This is a genomic window from Flavobacterium sp. HNIBRBA15423 (assembly GCF_052655965.1).
Map to the genome: position 1 here is coordinate 1,282,511 of NZ_CP199751.1, position 20,015 is coordinate 1,302,525.

At 32.1% G+C, this 20,015-nt stretch carries 8 protein-coding genes; all 8 read left to right on the forward strand.

Annotated elements, in window-relative coordinates; genetic code table 11:
* Window positions 1-72: 72 nt before the first annotated feature.
* The 8 genes from ACULEV_RS05735 to ACULEV_RS05770 all read left to right on the forward strand — a co-directional run bounded on the left by ACULEV_RS05735 (window position 73) and on the right by ACULEV_RS05770 (window position 19,967).
* Window positions 73-3,546 carry a PKD domain-containing protein gene (locus ACULEV_RS05735; protein ID WP_445457714.1) on the forward strand — a complete coding sequence of 1,158 codons (3,474 nt, stop codon included), beginning with the start codon at window positions 73-75 and terminating at the stop codon, window positions 3,544-3,546.
* An 18-nt stretch (window positions 3,547-3,564) separates the two neighbouring features.
* Window positions 3,565-4,440 (forward strand): PorP/SprF family type IX secretion system membrane protein, encoded by an 876-nt coding sequence (locus ACULEV_RS05740; protein WP_445457715.1) that lies wholly within the window; start codon window positions 3,565-3,567, stop codon window positions 4,438-4,440.
* Window positions 4,441-4,523: 83 nt separating this feature from the next.
* Window positions 4,524-4,685, forward strand: a complete 162-nt coding sequence (locus tag ACULEV_RS05745; protein ID WP_445457716.1) for a hypothetical protein — start codon at window positions 4,524-4,526, stop codon at window positions 4,683-4,685.
* 991 nt (window positions 4,686-5,676) lie between these two features.
* Complete coding sequence (locus ACULEV_RS05750; RefSeq protein WP_445457717.1) at window positions 5,677-10,827, forward strand: DEAD/DEAH box helicase; 5,151 nt, start codon at window positions 5,677-5,679, stop codon at window positions 10,825-10,827.
* 8 nt (window positions 10,828-10,835) lie between these two features.
* Complete coding sequence (locus ACULEV_RS05755; RefSeq protein ID WP_445457718.1) at window positions 10,836-13,673, forward strand: helicase-related protein; 2,838 nt, start codon at window positions 10,836-10,838, stop codon at window positions 13,671-13,673.
* 3 nt (window positions 13,674-13,676) lie between these two features.
* Complete coding sequence (locus tag ACULEV_RS05760; protein WP_445457719.1) at window positions 13,677-18,227, forward strand: Eco57I restriction-modification methylase domain-containing protein; 4,551 nt, start codon at window positions 13,677-13,679, stop codon at window positions 18,225-18,227.
* A 2-nt stretch (window positions 18,228-18,229) separates the two neighbouring features.
* The gene (locus ACULEV_RS05765; protein WP_445457720.1) at window positions 18,230-18,616 is read left to right on the forward strand and encodes a hypothetical protein; all 387 of its coding nucleotides are present in this window, start codon (window positions 18,230-18,232) and stop codon (window positions 18,614-18,616) included.
* A gap of 1 nt (window position 18,617) precedes the next feature.
* A complete protein-coding gene (locus ACULEV_RS05770) occupies window positions 18,618-19,967 on the forward strand; it encodes a hypothetical protein (protein ID WP_445457721.1) in 1,350 nt (449 codons plus the stop codon).
* Window positions 19,968-20,015: the final 48 nt, after the last annotated feature.

Genomic DNA, 20,015 nt, shown 5'->3' on the forward strand with positions numbered 1-20,015 from the left:
TAATATTTACTTACCCTACGTATTTTACAACCAAACTACATACTATAGTTTTGTGGTATAAAAATAATAATCATGAGTATAAAAAAGACTATTACCACAGTATTCTTTTTCTTTTTTGAAATTTTAATACTTCAAGCACAAACTGCACCTACTGCAGAATTTACAGCAAGTCCAGTAGTAGGAAATACAATACCACATACGGTTTTTTTTACAGATGAATCAGTTATTCCTGATACTTGGTTGTGGAATTTTGGAGATGGAGGTACATCAACTGCTAAAAATCCAATTCATACTTATACTAATTTTGGTGCATTTACAGTAAGGCTAACCATACAAGATACTATAACAGGAGTTTCTGATTTTGAAAACAAAGTAGCTTATATTAAGATATCTGCTCCTGTGGCTGATATTGGTGGACCATCATTAGGATATTTTGGTTGTGGTCCTTTAACACCAAATTTTGTTGACGCTTCTGTAGCAAACGGAGCCCCTATTGTTAGTTGGTTGTGGAACTTTGGTGATGGTAGTACTTCTACTGACCAAAACCCTTCGCATACATATGCTACTTCTGGGAGTTATACGGTTTCACTTACTGTTACAGATAGTTTTGGTAATTCAAATTCTGATGTGTTTAACAATATGGTACAAGTCATTGGACCTAATCCTAATTTCCAAGCTAATCAAACACTGATACAATCCAATACAAGTGTTGCTTTTACCAATTTAAGCACTTCTGGAGCTCCAATTACTAGTTGGATTTGGGATTTTGGTGATGGAAGTCCAACTTCAACTACACAAAACCCTTCTCATACTTATACTGCTTCAGGAAATTATACAGTTAGCTTAACGGTATCGGATCTTGATGGATGTTCTAAAACACTTACTAAAACAGCTTACATTAAAGCTGTAGCTTGCCCAGAAAATAGTACTGTAAATAATGATGCTGGGCAATGTGAAGCCAATGTAGTACTTCCAGATTTTGAAGGATATACTAATGGAAACGCTATTCAACTAGACGGAATAAATGACCATATTACAGCTCCACTTCCCACTGTATTTAATACTATTGGTACAAATGATTTTACTGTTGAAATGTGGGTCAATAGAGCGTCTTCCACTAATACTAGTAGATTATTTTTTGCACAATTGAATTCGGATAATTTTGTAAGCTCATTAGTAAGTTTATCTGGTGTACTTTATATCTTTATAGAAGATAATTCCAATGTTTATAGTGTAAATACTCAAAATGTCATCCCTTTGAATCAATGGACACATATTACTTTTCGATGGAATGCTACCTCAAAAATAATTACCGTTCTTATCAATGGTGTTGAACTGCAAAACACTGTTAGTGGAGGTTCAAGTACTATGGGAAATGATAATCGTATGACTATTGGTTGTAGAACCGATGGTAACCAAGTTTTTAAGGGTAAAATTGATGAGGTACGAATTTGGAACCAAGAAAGAAGTAATGCAGCTATTGTGGCTTCAATGTATACTTGTGTTTCAGAAGCAGATGCTAATTTAGTAGCTTATTATCATTTGGATGAAGATTCTGGAGATTCTTCTGTATATGATGCAACAGGAAACGGTTATGATGGCACTTTAGTTAATAGCAATACAGCTACAGCTTGGATTTATGGAACTATTTCTTGTGATGTATCTGTTACCAATGATTTCACAAACACAAATAATGCATCAGGAGTTTATCCAATAGGAGATACAACTGTAACATGGACAGCATCAAATACTACTGGAAATACGGTTACTTGTACACAAATAGTGACTGTTGTTGATAACGAAATTCCAGTAATTACTTGCCCATCAGCCATTACTATAAATACAGATTTAGGTCAATGTACTTCAAATACTTCGATAGGAGTAGCAACGGCAACTGATAATTGTGGCGTACCAACAGTAAGTAATGATGCACCCACAGCTTTCCCAATAGGAGATACAACTGTAACATGGATAGCAACAGATACAGCTGGAAATACAGCTACTTGTACACAAATAGTTACAGTTGTTGATAATGAAAATCCTGTAATTACTTGTCCATCTGCCATTACTATAAACACAGATTTGGGTCAATGTACTTCAAGTACTTCAATAGGAGTAGCAACGGCAACCGATAATTGTGGCGTACCAACAGTAAGTAATGATGCACCCACAGCTTTCCCAATAGGAGATACAACTGTAACATGGACAGCTACAGATAGTGCTGGAAATACAGCTACATGTACACAAATAGTCACAGTTGTTGATAATGAAAATCCTGTAATTACTTGTCCATCAGCCATTACTATAAACACAGATTTGGGTCAATGTACCGCAACTACTTCAATAGGAGTAGCAACCGCAACCGATAATTGTGGTGTACCAACAGTAAGTGATGATGCACCAACAGCTTTTCCAATAGGAGATACAACTGTAACATGGGCAGCAACAGATACAGCTGGAAACACAGCTACATGTACACAAATAATCACAGTTGTTGATAATGAAAATCCTGTAATTACTTGTCCATCAGCCATTACTATAAATACAGATTTAGGTCAATGTACTTCAACTACTTCAATAGGAGTAGCAACCGCAACCGATAATTGTGGTGTACCAACAGTAAGTAATGATGCACCAACAACTTTCTCAATAGGAGATACAACTGTAACATGGACAGCAACCGATACAGCTGGAAACACAGCAACTTGTACACAAATAGTGACTGTTGTTGATACGGAAAATCCTGAAGTAGTTACACAAGATATAGTAGTTTCATTAGATGCTTCGGGTAATGTTAGTATAACACCATCTATGATAAATAATGGAAGTAGTGATAATTGTACAATAACGTCTTTCTCTTTAGATAAAACTTCTTTTGACTGTTCAGATATTGGAACTCCTATTTTGGTAACCCTTACAGTAACGGATGCAAGTGGCAATCTTAATAATGCGACTGCATTTGTAACAGTTGAAGACAATACTAACCCCATCGTTAGTACTCAAGATATTACTGTTTCACTTGATAATTCAGGAAATGCTACCATCACTCCAGAAATGATTGATAATGGGAGTTATGACACTTGTGGTGTAGAAAGTATATCATTAAATACAACAAATTTTAATTGCCCTAGACTGGATGAGGTTCAATTGGTATCGTTAACAGTTACTGATAATAATGGAAATAGCAGTACGGCTGTTGCTTATGTGTCTTTTACAGGTTTCGATTTAGATTTGGATAATATAGCCGACTCTTGTGATACAGAACTAAACCCTGATATTACTCCTATTTTAGGAATATCTCCTAATAATGATGGGGAGAATGATACTTGGGTTATCGAAAATATCACCAATTTCCCAAAGGCTAAAATTGAAGTGTTTGATAGGAATGGTGTTGCTGTTTATGACGCTATTAACTATCAAAACAATTGGGCTGGAAATAGAAACGGATCAGGAGAACTAGTTCCTGTGGGTTCTTACTATTTTAGTATTAATATTTTCGGTGATGGCTCCTTGTTTATTAAAGGATGGTTATACATTAATTACTAATTGTTTATAAAAGATAAAATGAAACTATATAAAATATTTTTTTCGATATTATTCCTTTTCATTATTTCACTAAAAGGGATAGCCCAAGTAGAACCAAGTTATTCTTTGTACCGTTACACCACTAATTTTTTTAATCCTGCCGCTTTTGGTGTTGATGAAAAAGTAACTATAAAAACCAATTTTAGAAGTCAGTTTTTAGGAATTGATTATGCTCCTGAAACGCAAAGTATAAGTTTGGGAATTCCCATAAAAGATAAAATGAGTATAGGAGCTATTGTTATTGCAGATAAAGTTTTTATTGAACAAAATACTTCCTTGTTTGCAAGTTTTTCCTATAAAATTCAAGTAGCAAAAGCAACCGATTTATTATTTGGAATTCAAGCTGGAGGTTCCTTTGTCAATATAGATTTTGAAAAGTTACATTTACCCGCTGATCCTTTCCTTTCTCAGAATACCAATTATTTCAATCCTAATGTGGGCGTAGGTTTTTATTTAAAAAACGAAAACTATTTTGCATCATTGTCTGTTCCTAGGCTTTTTGAGACCGACCGAGTTGCAGATGAAAATGGAGTAGCCACTCAGGCTAATAATAAAGCCCAACTTTATGTAAGCGGAGGCTATCATTTAAAAATAGCAAATAGTATTACATTTATACCTTCTACATTAGTGCGTTTATCAGAAGAAGAAATTATTACAGAGGCTACCGGGACTTTTGAGTTTTTCGAAAAGTTTGATGTAGGTGTAAATTATAGAGTGGATAGAGCCATAGGCGGACTTTTTTATATCACAATTAAAGACCGACTCCAATTAGGGTATGCCTATGAATCCAATTTGAGTGACATCAACAAGTATGATAATGGAACGCATGAATTTGGATTGAGTTTTGAGTTTTAATAAAAGGCGAAGCAGTTGTTTCTTTATTAAATCCCATTGCTAATTTAGCTTCGCAACTTACTTCAGATTTAAATGACACTATCATGTTAGCAGGTAGTGAAGCATTACAAGCTTCGATGTTGTATTACGGACAAGTAAAAGAAGCTCATAGTAAAGGAATTGTAACAGCAAAACCTATCTATGAAGATTTGAGCCAACGTTTTGCTAAAAGAAGCAGAAAGGGTAGTGCTAACAAGCCAGAATAAGTATTTAAATTTATAAAAAATGAGACTCCAGCAATGGGGTCTTTTTTTGTTTTATACCTAAAACACTCTAATTATAAGCTAAAAGGTATTATTTATAATGAAAAAGATTGAAATTATACACTCTGATATTATAACTATAATCTAAAAGCTATTAATTATAACCAAAAAGACTATAATTATAACCAAAAAGGTATTATTTATACTCTAAAAGACTATTATTAGAAACAAAAAGGTATTAATTATAATGTTAGAGGCTTTAAGTTGAGTTTTGAAACTTGTTTTGTTCTATCTATAATTTTTTTTCAAACACAAAACTTTAACCACAAGCTTGTCATGCTGGAAGCATCACATTCTTAGCTCAAAATGAAACTTTTTCTTTTTGTATACTAAAAAAAACTACTTCCCAATACAGAAATTAAAAACTTATGTATACATGGTTTTTTTAATGTAGAGATACAAGTAAGGTACAAATTTATGAAAGCGACAGCGTTTTAATCTTAAAAAAAAAATTAACAATGGTTTTTAACATCAAAGACTTCATAGGTTTTTGTCCTGTAATTTTCAAAATGTAAAAATATTTCTTTTTAGATATCATTATTTATTCACAATTAGAGTATAAAAAATGAGTTTTTTTTAAGATAAAATACTTTATTTAGTATTTATACAATTTTATAATAAGTTGCATAAGTATATGCTTAGCTTTTATATTTTAAAGTTAAAGCATAATATTGATACTTTGCCGATATTGTAAGATTTTCGATATAGTGAAGTTCTTAAACGTTATATTTGGTTCTTTTACTAAAATACTATTAATTTAATCAAATAAATAGGTAATAAATAATAGAGGCTACTTAAAATTCAGGGATAATATTTATGAAACTTGTTTTTCTTTATTGTTAATGCAAAGTTCAGTATTATTTAAATTGATTTACTATTTAAAATTTTTAAATTTACGAATTCCATAATTTTACAATTAAATTAGCAAACTAAAATGGATGCATTCATTACGCACAATCAAGTTATATCCGATTACAAAGAATACCTTCAGTCTTTTATTAATATAAATGATTCAAAGATTCTAAAATATATTCAGAATGAAACTTTAGTAAAAAACATTATACCTGAGCCTTTAATTCAATTTAACCCTTCATTTGAAAAAGGCAAATCATTTGAAGAATTAATTAATGAAGCAACCGTTCATCCTAATCTTTCTAAAGCATTAGGATCTTATAGATTATACCGACATCAAGTTGAAGCTATAGAACTTGGAGTCAAAGATTGTGGTTTTGTTGTTACTTCAGGAACAGGCTCAGGTAAGTCATTAACTTTTTTAGCTACAATTTTTAATGATTTATTCAGCAGAGGATTTGAAAAAAAGAAGGGTGTAAAAGCAATTTTGGTTTACCCAATGAATGCTTTAATTAATTCTCAGTTTGAAGAAATTAAAAAATATGCTAATGCTTATGGGGAAGATTTTCCAATAACCTTTGCACAATATACAGGTCAAGAAGGAGGTGATATAAGAGAAAAAATTAAAACTGATCAACCTGACATCATTTTGACAAACTACATGATGTTAGAATTGATAATGACACGTCAGTCCGAAAAATGGTTAAGAGATTCAATAAAAGAAAATCTTAAGTATTTGGTATATGACGAGTTACATACCTATAGAGGCAGACAAGGGGCAGATGTGAGTATATTAAATCGAAGAGTTCAAGCTTTAGCTATGAACGAAATTATATTCATTGGGACATCAGCTACAATGGCTTCTCATGGTTCACCTGAAGAAAAAAAGAAAAAAGTAGCAGAAGTAGCAACTCAAATATTTGGTAAACAATTTAGTTCTGAAGTTATAATTAATGAATACTTAGAACCTTGTACACAAGCAAAAGAGGTAAATTCTTTTATGCTGGCTAATGCTATTAAAAAAGGAATTGATGTCAATGGTAATGAAGATGATTTTGTTTCGAATGATCTTGCCAATTGGCTTGAAATGAATGTAGCTTTAAAATCTAATTTTGGAACATTAGAAAGAGGTAAACCTTTGAATATTGATCAAATAACAGAAGAAATTCATAAAGTTACATCTCTACCTAAAGAGGAAATTAAAAGCTGCATTGTTGATTTACTAAAATGGGCTGAAAAAATAAATGAAGAAAACAGAATAGCTGGAACTAGGAAGTCATTTTTACCATTTCGTTTTCATCAATTTATTTCGCAAACAGGTTCAATTTCTGTGACGTTAGAGCCAAGAAAAACAAGAACAATTGCGTCATCTGATGAACCTTTTTTAAAGATTGATGGAAAAGAAAAAAAACTATATCCTTTATTGTTTTCTAGATATTCTGGTTATGATTTTATTTGTGTAGAATTAAATGTTGATGAGGGTAATTTAATACCCATCATACCAAATAAAGAATTCGTAAATAAGAAGAAAGAGGAAATTAATCAAAAAAATCCAGATATTAGAGATTTTAAAAATGGATATATAGTTCTTGATGAAGGGGAGGAATTTTGGAATCTTGATTACATTGATTTAGTTCCTTCACAATGGTTAAACAAACAAGGATCAGATTTACTTCCATACTACAAAATGTTAATGCCACACGAAATCTATTTTAATAGTGATGGTCAATTTTCATTTGAACCTAATTTTCCAATTAAAGGATATTTTATACCTGCCAAATTAAGAATCGATCCAACGGCTCAAATTATATATGAAGATAGTAAGACAAGTGATTTTACTAAGTTATCAAGATTAGGTTCTGAGGGAAGAAGTACTGCTACATCTGTAATTTCATACGCTGTTGTAAAAAGTTTGGTAGACCAAGGCGAAGCATTGCAAGATCAAAAACTACTGAGTTTCACAGATAATAGACAAGATGCATCATTGCAAGCAGGACACTTCAATGATTTTTACACAACAATAAGGTTGAGAGCTGCATTATTCAATGCGTTACAAAATTCTAGTAAACCAATAGAAATTTATGAAATTGCCGAGTTTTTGTTTCAAAGTTTAAATTTGAAAGAGGTACAGTATGCTTTATACCCATCTAGTGATCCTGAATTTCCTGATGAAAGGAATATTGAAGCCTTAAAAGAATATTTAAAGTATAGAATTTTTCAAGACTTAAAAAGAGGTTGGCGTTATACCTTACCAAACCTAGAACAAGTAGCTCTTTTAGAAATCGACTATAAAAATCTTGATAAATTAGTAAGCCTTGAAGATCGTTTTCAAAACATTGAATATTTAACACGTATATCGGTTGAAAAGCGAAAAGAGTTTCTTAGAAATATTTTGGATTATTTTAGAACTAATTTTGCTTTAGATCATAAGTTTTTCAAAGATATTGCAAATAATGAATCTCTAATGAGAGATAGACTTCATCCAGATTCATTATGGTCGTTAGATTATAACGAAAAAATCGACAAACCAACAGAAATGGTATTGTCTATTCCTTCCCCTAGGCCAAAAGGTAAATTTATAATTTCGATGGGACATCGTTCTAATCTTGGAAAATACATAAATCGTTGTCTAGTAGAAGAAGGATTAGATAAGCTTAATAGAGACAATTATGATACTTTCATGCAAAGTATTTTAAATTTATTACATATTACAAACCTAATAACTGTTGAACAAGACAGAAGAAATCCTGAACTTAGCTATTTTAAACTTAGAGCGGATCAATTGTTATGGCTAAAAGGAGATGAAAAAACGATTCGATTGGATCACACTAGATTTAATTTCCAATCAGATTTAAAAGATTTGAAACCAAACAGTTATTTTCAAAATTTATATAAAACAGATTTTACAAAATTCAATAAAGAACTAATTGCAAAAGAACATACTGGCCAAATTAATTCTGCACAAAGAATTGAAAGAGAAGATGCTTTTAGAAAAGGTGAAATATCTACAATGTTTTGTTCACCTACAATGGAGTTAGGTATCGATATTGCCAATTTAAATATTGTGCATATGAGAAACGTACCACCTAATGCAGCAAATTATGCTCAAAGAAGTGGTCGTGCTGGACGTGGAGGACAAACAGCATTGGTGTTCACTTACTGTTCAACCATGTCACCACATGATGTAAATTATTTTAAGAATGCAACAGAAATGGTGGCAGGAACAGTTCAGACTCCGAGAATTGATCTAATTAATGAAGAATTAATAGCCTCTCACTTGAATGCCTTTTTGTTAATGAATTTAGAAATAAGTGAATTGAAAAGTTCTGCTGCAGAAGTTTTAGATCTTAACAACGAACAAAAGATATTTGTTAAAAATGATATTCAAGAAAGAATAGAACATTTGTGTGCTATCAATAAAGCATCATTGTTGGAAGAGTTTGAAAAAATAACATTGTCAATGTTACCAGAATTAAAAAACACAAACTGGTTTACGAAACGTTGGATTGACTCTAAAATTGAAAAATTTCCAACACAATTTTCAAATGCCTTTACACGTTGGATTCGAATGTTTCAAAATGCTTGTACACTTAGAAATAAAGCACAAGCTATAATAGACAATCATACTTATAAAGTTGATAGTGACGAAAGAAAAGAAGCAGCAAAACAAGAAAGATTTGCTAGAAAGCAAATTGATTTATTAATTAATAAGGAACAAAAAAATTCAAATAATTCAGAGTTTTATGTATTCCGATATTTAGCAGCAGAAGGTTTCTTACCAGGTTATAATTTCACTAGACTACCTGTCAGAGCGGTACTAGGTAAAAGTTACAGAGACGACGTTGAAGTACTTTCTCGCCCTAGAAACTTAGCACTATCTGAATTTGGACCAGCTAACACAGTATATCATTCGGGAAGTAAGTTTAGAATTAATAGGATGATGATTTCTGATTTGGAAAATGCAACTGAAAAAATAATGGTATCCAATAAAACTGGATATGCCTATTTTAATGATGAAATTAAAACAGCAAATATCGACCCTATTAGCAAAAGTCAATTAAAAGGGGATGCCATTAGCAATTTTTCAAACGTAATAGAATTTTCAGAATGTGAAGGAATCCCGCTACAAAAAATTTCTTGTATCGAAGAAGAAAGAAGTAGATCTGGATATGAGATTGTATCCTACTTTAATTTTCCACAAGGAATTGAAAATACAGAATCAGTAGTTTTAAAAAAAGGAGGAGAAAAACTATTACAACTCTATTTTAGTAAAACGGCTAATTTGGTTAAAGTCAATAAAAAAGCAAAAAGATCTAAAGATGATGGATTTAAAATTGATCAAAGAAATGGTGTTTGGGTACAAGAAAGAAACGTTCAAAATAATCCAGAATTACAAGAGAACTCAAAAGATATAACACTTTACACAAAAGATACATCAGATGTATTGTACATTCAACCTTTAGGGAATATTGGCGCTACACCAAATCAAGTTATTTCATTGAGTTATGCTTTAAAACGCGGTATTGAAAAATTATTTTTAGTAGAAGAAAGTGAAATTGCCGTGAGTATTATGGGAGATCAAGAAAAACCAAATATTCTAATAAATGAAGCTTCTGAAGGTTCACTAGGGATCTTATCTCAATTGATTTCAGATCCTATTAAAATGAAAGAATGGTTCAGAGCAAGTTATGAAATTCTTCATTTTGATGCTGAAACAAGAGAGGAAACAGAAATTGGAAGATCGTTACCGCATGCAACTTATCAAGATTTATTAAGTTATTATAACCAAATTCACCACCAAGTATTAAATCGTTATGATATTAAAGAAACATTGGAGAATTTGATGGATTGCGAAGTAGAATTGGTTCAAGGAATTGATAATGACCGTGAAGAGCAATACAAATATTTATTGGATGCTTATGATAAAAACAGTAGCACAGAACAAAAATTGATAAAATATCTTTATGAAAACGGCTATGTTTTACCAGATAAAGCACAGGTGAATTTAAAGGACTATTATATCAGTGCCGATTTTGTTTTTAATACTGGTTTTGGTCCTACATTACTATTTTGTGACGGATCAGTTCATGATAAAGATGAGGTAAAGAAAAGTGATGAAATGATCAATAAAATATTACAAGAAGGAGCAATTGACGTCATTCGATGGCATTATTCAGAGCCAATTGAAGATTTGATGATTAGAAGAAAAGACATTTTTAGAAAAGTAAAATAAAGATTGTAATGAATACAAAATATACACCAGGTAATTTAGTCCGCTACAGAAATCGCGATTGGATGGTTTTACCTTCTAATGAAGAACAAGTGGTTTTAGTAAAACCTCTTGGAGGATCTGATGAAGAAATTACCGGTATTTTTTTGCCATTAGCTAAAGATTTTGAGAAAATTGACAAAGCAACTTTCAAAGAACCCACACCTAATCAAATAGGAAATTTTGAAACCGCCAAATTATTATACAATGCATCCCGTCTTTCATTAAGAAATGCAGCTGGACCATTTAGAAGTATGGGAAAACTATCTTTTAGACCAAGATCGTATCAAGTGGTTCCTTTAGTCATGGCATTAAAACAAGACATAACTCGTCTTTTAATTGCTGATGATGTGGGTATTGGAAAAACCATTGAAGCATTATTAATTATAAAAGAATTAATGGAACGCGGCGAAATTAAAAGGTTTGCTGTAATTTGTCCTCCACATTTATGTGAACAATGGCAACAAGAATTAAAAGATAAATTAGATATTGATGCTGAAATCATTCGCTCGAGTACGGCTTCAAGATTAGATAGACTGGTACCAGATGACCGTTCTGTTTTCCATCATTTACCTTATCAAGTAATCTCTGTAGATTACATTAAAACAGATAAAAGAAGAGGGATATTTTTAAACGATTGCCCTGAATTAGTAGTGGTAGATGAAGCACATACCTGCACATTACCAAAAGGTGCTACTTCTAAAAATCAACAACAGCGATACAATTTAATTCATGATATTGCAGAACAAGAAAAACGTCATTTAGTCTTGTTAACTGCTACACCGCATAGTGGTAAAGACGAGGAGTTTTTATCGTTATTAGGCTTGTTAAAACCATCATTCAGAGAATTAGATTTTGAAAAGTTAAGCCAAGCGGAAAGAAAGAACATTGCTAAATATTTCATTCAAAGAAAAAGAGAAAACATCCGCAAATGGTTGAATGAAGATACGCTGTTTCCTGATAGAGATTCCAAAGAAGTTGGTTTTACTTTATCAGAAACAACAAAGGCTTTTTACAATGATTTAGTGGCATTTGCTCGTGGTATTTCGGAAGTGGAAACCGATAATGAGAACACCAAATTGTTACGTTCATGGGCAGCTATTGCTTTAATCAAAGGGGCTATGTCAAGTCCAGTGATGGCAAAAGAAATGTTAGAAAAGCGTCATACTAAAGTAACTTCTGAGGAAGAAGAAGTAGAAATTGGAACAGAAGCTGTTGAAAATACCTTATTCGAAGAAAATGACTTTGGAGTAGATTTCTCAAGAAATGATTTGTTAAACGCTGTAGACTATAAGGCTAATGAATTACAAGGTTTAACCAACTTGTTAAGTAAGGCTGAACTACTAATTGAAAATCCGGATACTGATTTAAAAATAAAGCATACAATTGATATCATTCAAAAATGGTTGAAAATAGGATTTCAGCCTATAATTTTCTGTCATTACATCGCTACTGCTAAATATGTTGAAGAAAAGTTAAGACAAGCACTTCCAAAAAATGTTTTGGTACAAGCCATCACCTCAGAATTAGCTGATGAACAAAGAAAAGAAGAAATCCAAAGAATGGGCGAACATGAAAAACGGGTGTTGATTGCAACAGACTGTTTGAGTGAAGGAATCAATTTACAGGATCTTTTCAATGCGGTGTTGCATTATGATTTACCTTGGAATCCAAACCGTATTGAACAACGTGAAGGTCGTGTCGATCGTTTCGGACAAACTTCAAAGGAAATCAAAACCTATATGCTTTACGGAGAAAACAATCCGATGGATAAATTCATTCTGGAAGTGTTAATTCGTAAAGTGCGTGAAATTCAAAGAAGTATTGGAGTTACTATCCCTATTGGTGAAAACAACAAATCACTAATGGCGGAACTAACGCATAAAATCTTAAAAACTAGTTCAGAAGCAGATCAATTAACACTGTTCCAAGAGGATAAAATTAAGATTGATAACGAACTAGAATTGGCTAGGAAAAAAGGAGAAAACTTACGTTCTATTTTTGCTCAAGAATCAGTAGATGCAGAAGCCATCAAAAAAGATTTAGAAGAAGTAGATGAAGCCATCGGAGATCCACAAGTGGTAGAAAGTTTTGCTACTTATGCATTGTCTTTACTAGGAGCTTCAGTAACACAAGATTTCGATGGTTATAGAATACAAGTCACTAACTTGCCTAAACATTTGCAAGTGGCTTTATTAACAGCAACCGAACAAGCAAAAGGGAAAACAGAAACCAAAATCGCATTCAATTCTCCCACTCCAAAAGGATATCAATACATTGGTCGTAATCATCGATTTATAGAACAATTGTGTCATTATGTAATCAGTAATGCTTTTGATGATGAAGGGAATAATTATAATTTAGCGCGTACCAGTGTCATTCAAACCGAAAGTGTAACAAGCAAAACTACACTTGTGATGTTCCGAGTAAGAAATGTAGTAAAAGAAGTTCGTTCTAAAAACGAATCCGTGGCAGAAGAAATGTGTTTATGGGGATATTCAGAGCAAAATGGAGATTTAAAGGCTATCGATTTTAAAGAAGTCCAAAATTTAGTAGCTAAAGCAATTCCATTAAGTAACTTACCTTTAGAAAGACAACAACAATTACTAGACCAGGAATTGCATTCTTTTGAAAATAAAAAAGACGCTTTCATAGCTATTGCAGCAGAACGTGCCGATAAATTAGTAGAAGCACACGGAAGATTTAAAGCTTTAATTGGTGGAAGAAGTTACGAAAAATCGACTCCTGTATTACCACCAGATGTAATGGGCGTTTATATTTTACTACCAAAACCTAAAGCAATTTTTTAAGTCATGAAATTCACAACTATTAACATACAAGGTAATATCTTTACGAGTGAAATTTTAGATCGCATTCGTCAAGATAACATCAGCCATCAAAAGGCACAAGACTTTGGGTTAAAACCCAATGAATTAGTACGTGATGAAATCAGCAATGCTTGGAGTTTGATCAATACGCATTGGCAAATTTTCAAACAAAAACGAAATGCTTTTCAGCCTACCGACAATGGTGTAACCGAAACCCGCAGGTATTGGATATTACCACTACTAAACCAATTAGGTTATGAAGTGGCACTGTCTAATGCTGAAATAGTTAACGGTAAATCCTATGCTATTTCCCACAGAGCCAGCAATAAAGATGGTTTCCCCATTCACATTGTAGGTTCAGAACAATCGTTAGATAAAAAAGCAGAAAGTGGCCCTAGATTATCGCCTCATGCGTTAATGCAGGAATACATCAATTCTACCGAACACATTTATGGTTTTGTAACCAACGGAATCCATTTCAGAGTGTTGCGTGATGCCACTCGTTTATCACGTTTAAGTTATTTGGAGTTCAACTTAGAGCAAATGGTAGAAGAAGGCCATTATGCCGAGTTTGCTATTTTCTATCGTTTATTGCATGCTTCGCGTTTAAAAGACACTAAAGAAGAAGCCAAAGATGCTATTTTAGAGTATTACCACAACGAAGCTTTGGCATCAGGTTCCCGTATTCGTGAACGTTTGAGTCAAGCGGTAGAAAGATCAATCCTTTCTTTGGCTAATGGTTTATTAAAACAACCTGAAAACAGAGAGTTACAGCAATCTTTTGAAGAGAATAAGATCAATGCGAAGCAGTACTATCTACATATCTTAAGATCAGTATATCGGGTATTATTTTTATTGGTAATCGAAGAACGTAATCTGATTTATAAGGAAAACCTAACCGAAGAAGAAAAGAAACTAAAAGACATCTACTATAAGTTTTACAGCATCCAACGCTTAACCTATTTGGTAAACAAAGCGGTATACATCGATCCTAAGAAAACCGATCTTTGGCAATCGTTACTCATGACTTTCCGTTTGTTTGAAGATGCCAATACAGGGAAAGCCTTAGGAATAGATGCACTAGGTTCAGGTATATTTAGTAACAACGCTATTCAAAGTCTAAACGACACGGTTTTAAACAACAAAACGGTTTTAGAAGTATTCAAATACTTGGTTACTTTTGAAAACGAAAACAAACAAACCATCCGTGTCAATTATGCCGATTTAGACGTAGAGGAATTCGGTTCGGTGTACGAAGGTTTATTAGAGTTTGAACCCGTAGTAGAAAATGGGGAGTTTTATTTCAAACAAGGAGACGATCGTTCTTCCTCAGGATCACACTATACACCTGAAGAATTGGTAAAACCATTAATCGTACACTCTTTAGATTACATCATTGCTGATAAACTAAAAGAAGCCGATCCAGAACAAGGCTTATTAAGCATTACCGTTTGTGATGTGGCTTGTGGTAGCGGTCATATTTTATTATCTGCAGCGCGACGTATTGGTTTTGAGTTGGCAAGAGTGCGCAGTAACGAAGACCAACCCACACCATCGGTTTTACGTGTAGCTGTTCGTGATGTAATTAAAAATTGTATCTATGGGGTGGATTTAAACCCACTAGCGGTAGAATTGTGTAAAGTAGCGCTATGGTTAGAGGCGCATGAACCAGGGCAACCGTTGAACTTTTTAGATCACCACATTAAAAACGGAAATGCCATTGTAGGTTTAGCGCATTTTGAAGAACTAGAAAACGGTATTGCCAGCGAAGCCTTTAAAACCTTACTAGGTGACGACAAAGACATCGCGAGTGCTTTTAAAAAACGAAACGACTTAGAACGAAAAACCAAAGGGCAATTAACTACATTTGATGTAGCATCTGCCGATGACGATTTAAAAGATTTGCAAAAAGACTTTACTACGTTTACGCAGTTACCAGAAAACACCCCGGAACAAATTGCTAAAAAGGAAAAAGCCTATCACGATTTAACACAAGATAAAAAGTGGTTTAGATTAAAACAAATAGCCGATATACAAGTAGCACAATTCTTTATTCCTAAAACTGAAGATAACAAAGAAAAATTAACTACCCACAGCCAATATGTAAGTTACTTAAAAACCAATGCACAAATTATTGACCGAGGTGCCAGTATGACAATAGCACAAGAAAAACACTTCTTTCATTGGTTTTTAGAGTTTCCGCAAGTATTTCAAAAAGGTGGTTTTGATTGTATTTTAGGGAATCCACCTTATTTAGGTGATAAAAAATTAAAAAAAGCTTTTGGTGATCAATTTTTAGAATATCTACGAAACTTCTTTCATGTAGGAATTAATGATTTAGTTGTTTATTTTTTTAATAGGATTTTCGATATCATAAAAAAAGATAATTATTTCTCCGTAATTACCACAAGTAGTATATCAAATGGAGACCTAAGACTTGGTGGATTGGAAGAATTAGTAAAAAAAGAAGCTACAATTATTCATGCCGTTAAGTCTATTAAATGGCCTGGAGAAGCCACTGTTAATGTAAGTTTGATTACTTTTAAAAAGGGAAATGTTGTAAAAGAAAATGTTATTTTAAATGAAGAAAGAGTAAATTTCATTTCTAGCTTTTTAAGTAATGGATTTGATATTGGAGAGCCATTTACATTAGATGAAAATAAAAATCAAATTTTTACAGGATATTATTTTTTAGGCGATGGTTTTTTACTGACAAATGAAGAAGCTAATATTTTAATTTCAAGTAATAGTAAAAATAAAGATGTAATTTTTCCATTTATAAATGGTAATGATTTAAATGACGATTATCTTCAAAGAAACTCGAGACACATAATTAATTTTTTTGACTTTCCATTAAATGAAGAATATGATTTAGAACAAAAAAAACAAATAGGTCCACCTTACGCCTCTGATTATCCAATTTGCTTGGAAAAAATTGAAAGGTTAGTAAAACCAGAAAGACAAAGATGGAAAGTTGATGACAATGGTTTTGAAATAATTGGTGATTATGCTTTGAGAGGTAGTTTGCCTTCGAAATGGTGGATTTACGGAGAAAGTAGACCAGGAATGAGAAATGCAATAAAAAATTTAAAAAATGTATTTGTACTTGCTCAAACTTACAAACACTTTAATGTTTCTCAATTATCAAGTGAAAATGCCTATTCACAAACTGTATTTGTAGTTGCTAAAGACAATTTTGATTTTTATACTATTTTTCAGTCCAATATACATTATGAATGGAGTGTAAAATATGGTAACAGAATGGGAGAAGGTTTTAGATATGCTCCTTCAAGATGTTATGAAACTTTTCCTTTTCCAATAAATTGCAATGAAAAATTTTTAAATGATATAGGATTTAATCATAGTGAATTTCGTAAGCAATTAATGATAAACATTCAATTTGGTTTAACCAAAACATATAATTTATTTCATAGCAATGGCATTCAATTAAATAAATTAGATTTAAAAGACAAGCAAGTCTTTGCCTTACAAAAGCACTTAGAAAAAACACCTAATACCATTTCATTTGAGGAAGCAGTGCAAGGTATTATCAAACTACGAGAACTGCACAAACAAATGGATGAAGCGGTTTTAGAAGCTTACGGTTGGCAAGATATTGCCTTACGTCATGATTTTTATGAAGTAGATTATTTACCAGAAAACGACCGTGTGCGTTACACCATCCACCCAGAAACACGCAAAGAAGTATTAAAACGCCTATTAGAACTCAATCATAAAATCCACGCAGAAGAAGTAGCAGCTGGCTTATGGGATAAGAAAAAGCCAGTGAAGAAAGAGAAGGTGGTGAAGGAGAAAAAGACTAAAGTACAAAAACAAGAAACCAATCAGGTGTCAATGTTTGACACTTCAAATGATACAATTATGAAAGAGTTTACTAATACAGAGGGGATTTATACTATTGCCGATGTAGCTCGAATTATAAATAAACCAACAGAAAGAGTAAGACGTTGGTTTAATAAATTGGCAGAAATAGACTATGAAGGTTTAGACGGTTCAGTTAAAACAGATATAGATAATCGTCGTATCAGCTTCCATGGATTAATTGAATTAGTGGTTATTGGTGAATTAATTGAAAATAATTTTAACATAAGAGCCATTTTTAAAGCAAGACAAGACTTAGCAGATAAAACTGGAAAGTCATTTCCTTTTGCAACAAATAATGTAAATAAAAAATTAAGGGTATCAGGAAGTGACATCACTTGGGACTTTGAAGACGGTAACGTTACATTAAATGGTAAAAACCAATTTAATCTGGATATCGTTAGAGAATTTTTCAGGGATATTGAATTCGATACGTCAGGTATTGCACAAAGAATTACACCTGCAAAAGGCTTGAAACGAATTGAAATTACACCTAAAGTTGGTGGAGGAAAACCTTCAATAATCAGTCAAAAAGGAGTAAATGTAGAAACAATTTTACGTTTCTATTCGGGACCTGAATCAATTGAGGAAATCATTGAAGACTATGAAATAAGCAAAGAAGACATAGAAGCAGTATTAGCCTACCAATCATAAGTATGATGAAAATATACATTGATTCCAATTACCCACGTCCAGTGTTGAAAATATTAGAAGATGTTCATAATCTTCAAAAGCAAAAAAAATATAAAATTGAACGTTGGGAAGACAATGAAATAACTGAAAATGATTTAAAAGACTCAATTTTTCTTGTTGTAGATTTTCAAAAAAAAGGAATTTCAATTCCTATAATTAAACAATCTGAAGAAGGATACAAAACAATAGTTTGTAGAGTAATGGATGAAAAGATTGACCGTTTTGAATTTGCTATGACGGTTTTAAGAGTTTGGCCACATATTATTGAGAAATCAGATTCGAATGATAAGTTATTTTCCTTTAATTATGGAGGTAAAAAGTTGAGAGGTGTTAAATTAAAAAATATTTAAAATGGAAGAATACTATGTCTTCATTGACAATTCACGTGTTGGAATATCTTATGATTGGACATCTTTTAATATTGATTTAAATTTCAACAAAGAGGATATTGATCTAGATGCTATTTTTAATGGCTCAAAATCTTTTGAAGGAACTAATAAAGAAATGTTATTTATACATGAATATGTTCATTTTCTTCAAAATTTTTACACTAATTGGGGCGGTTTAGTATTTTGTGATTTTGTTCTTGGAATAAATAAAATAGCTGCATCAAGAGGTGAAGATAATTCTAAAGTCAAATTACCTCTTAAATTAGAAAATAAAAAGTCTGGATTATGGAATGATGGAATTGAAACCCTCCAAAGGTTTCAAAAAAAACTAGGTACAGACAAAAATAATATTCAGCTTGAGACAACTAATACATTTCCAAATTATACAATTATTGATCTCAATCACAATAGTGTGGTTATTGGAAATGGACGAATTTTATATACAATTAATAATAAGACTGTTAGAGAGCATATGGCTGAATTGTCCGCTTGTCTTTTTGCAAATTTAAATGACCAACATATACATGACAAATTTTTAACAACCAATGCATTTTCATCAGGTAATTCTATCATGGATAAGGATCCGATGTATTGGATGCTTTTTGAATTTTTTTTTGCAAAAAAATATAAAAAAATAGCTGAAGGGCTTGTTCTTTTAACTCACACAGCATTATGCTCAGCTAATCCAGTTCATGTGATTTGCCGTTTTTTCATTTTTCTTCAGGACAACAAAAACAATCTTGAAGATTTAAATCTTAATAATTTGGTCAGTGCGTTCTTAAAGACTCCTTCAGAAATTATTTCATTTTCATATACACATTACGCAGCATTAAAGAATATTACAGATTTTCTAAAATTATGCAAAAAATATGAAGACCAAAGTTTTTATCAATTTGCGCAAAAAATTTATTTTTCTCTTTTACTTAATATTTCCCAAACACATAGCTGTAAGAGATTTTTTGAAAATCCAGAAGTATTAAGAAATAAAGATAATTGGTTAAAAATGATAAAATCCACAGGAACACCAATTATAAGGTACAAGGATAAGAAAGCCGTAATTACTCATAAAAATGTAGCTTTGGTAGATTCATTAATCTATTTTCTAGGTATTGTTAAAGTATTTTATAATTTGCAAACTGATAGAAATCAACGCTGTCCTTTTTTTGAAGAATTCAATATCTGTAATGCTAACTTTAAAAATGCTGAAATTTGTTTTCATAACGCGTTAGAAGTTCAAAACCCAGATGACAATAGAGAAGACTGTTTATATCAAAATGCAATTAAATTATTAGGATTGAAAGATAGACTGTAGCATAATAATTAAAAAGTAAAATAACTATTGATTAGTTGGCTAAAAAAT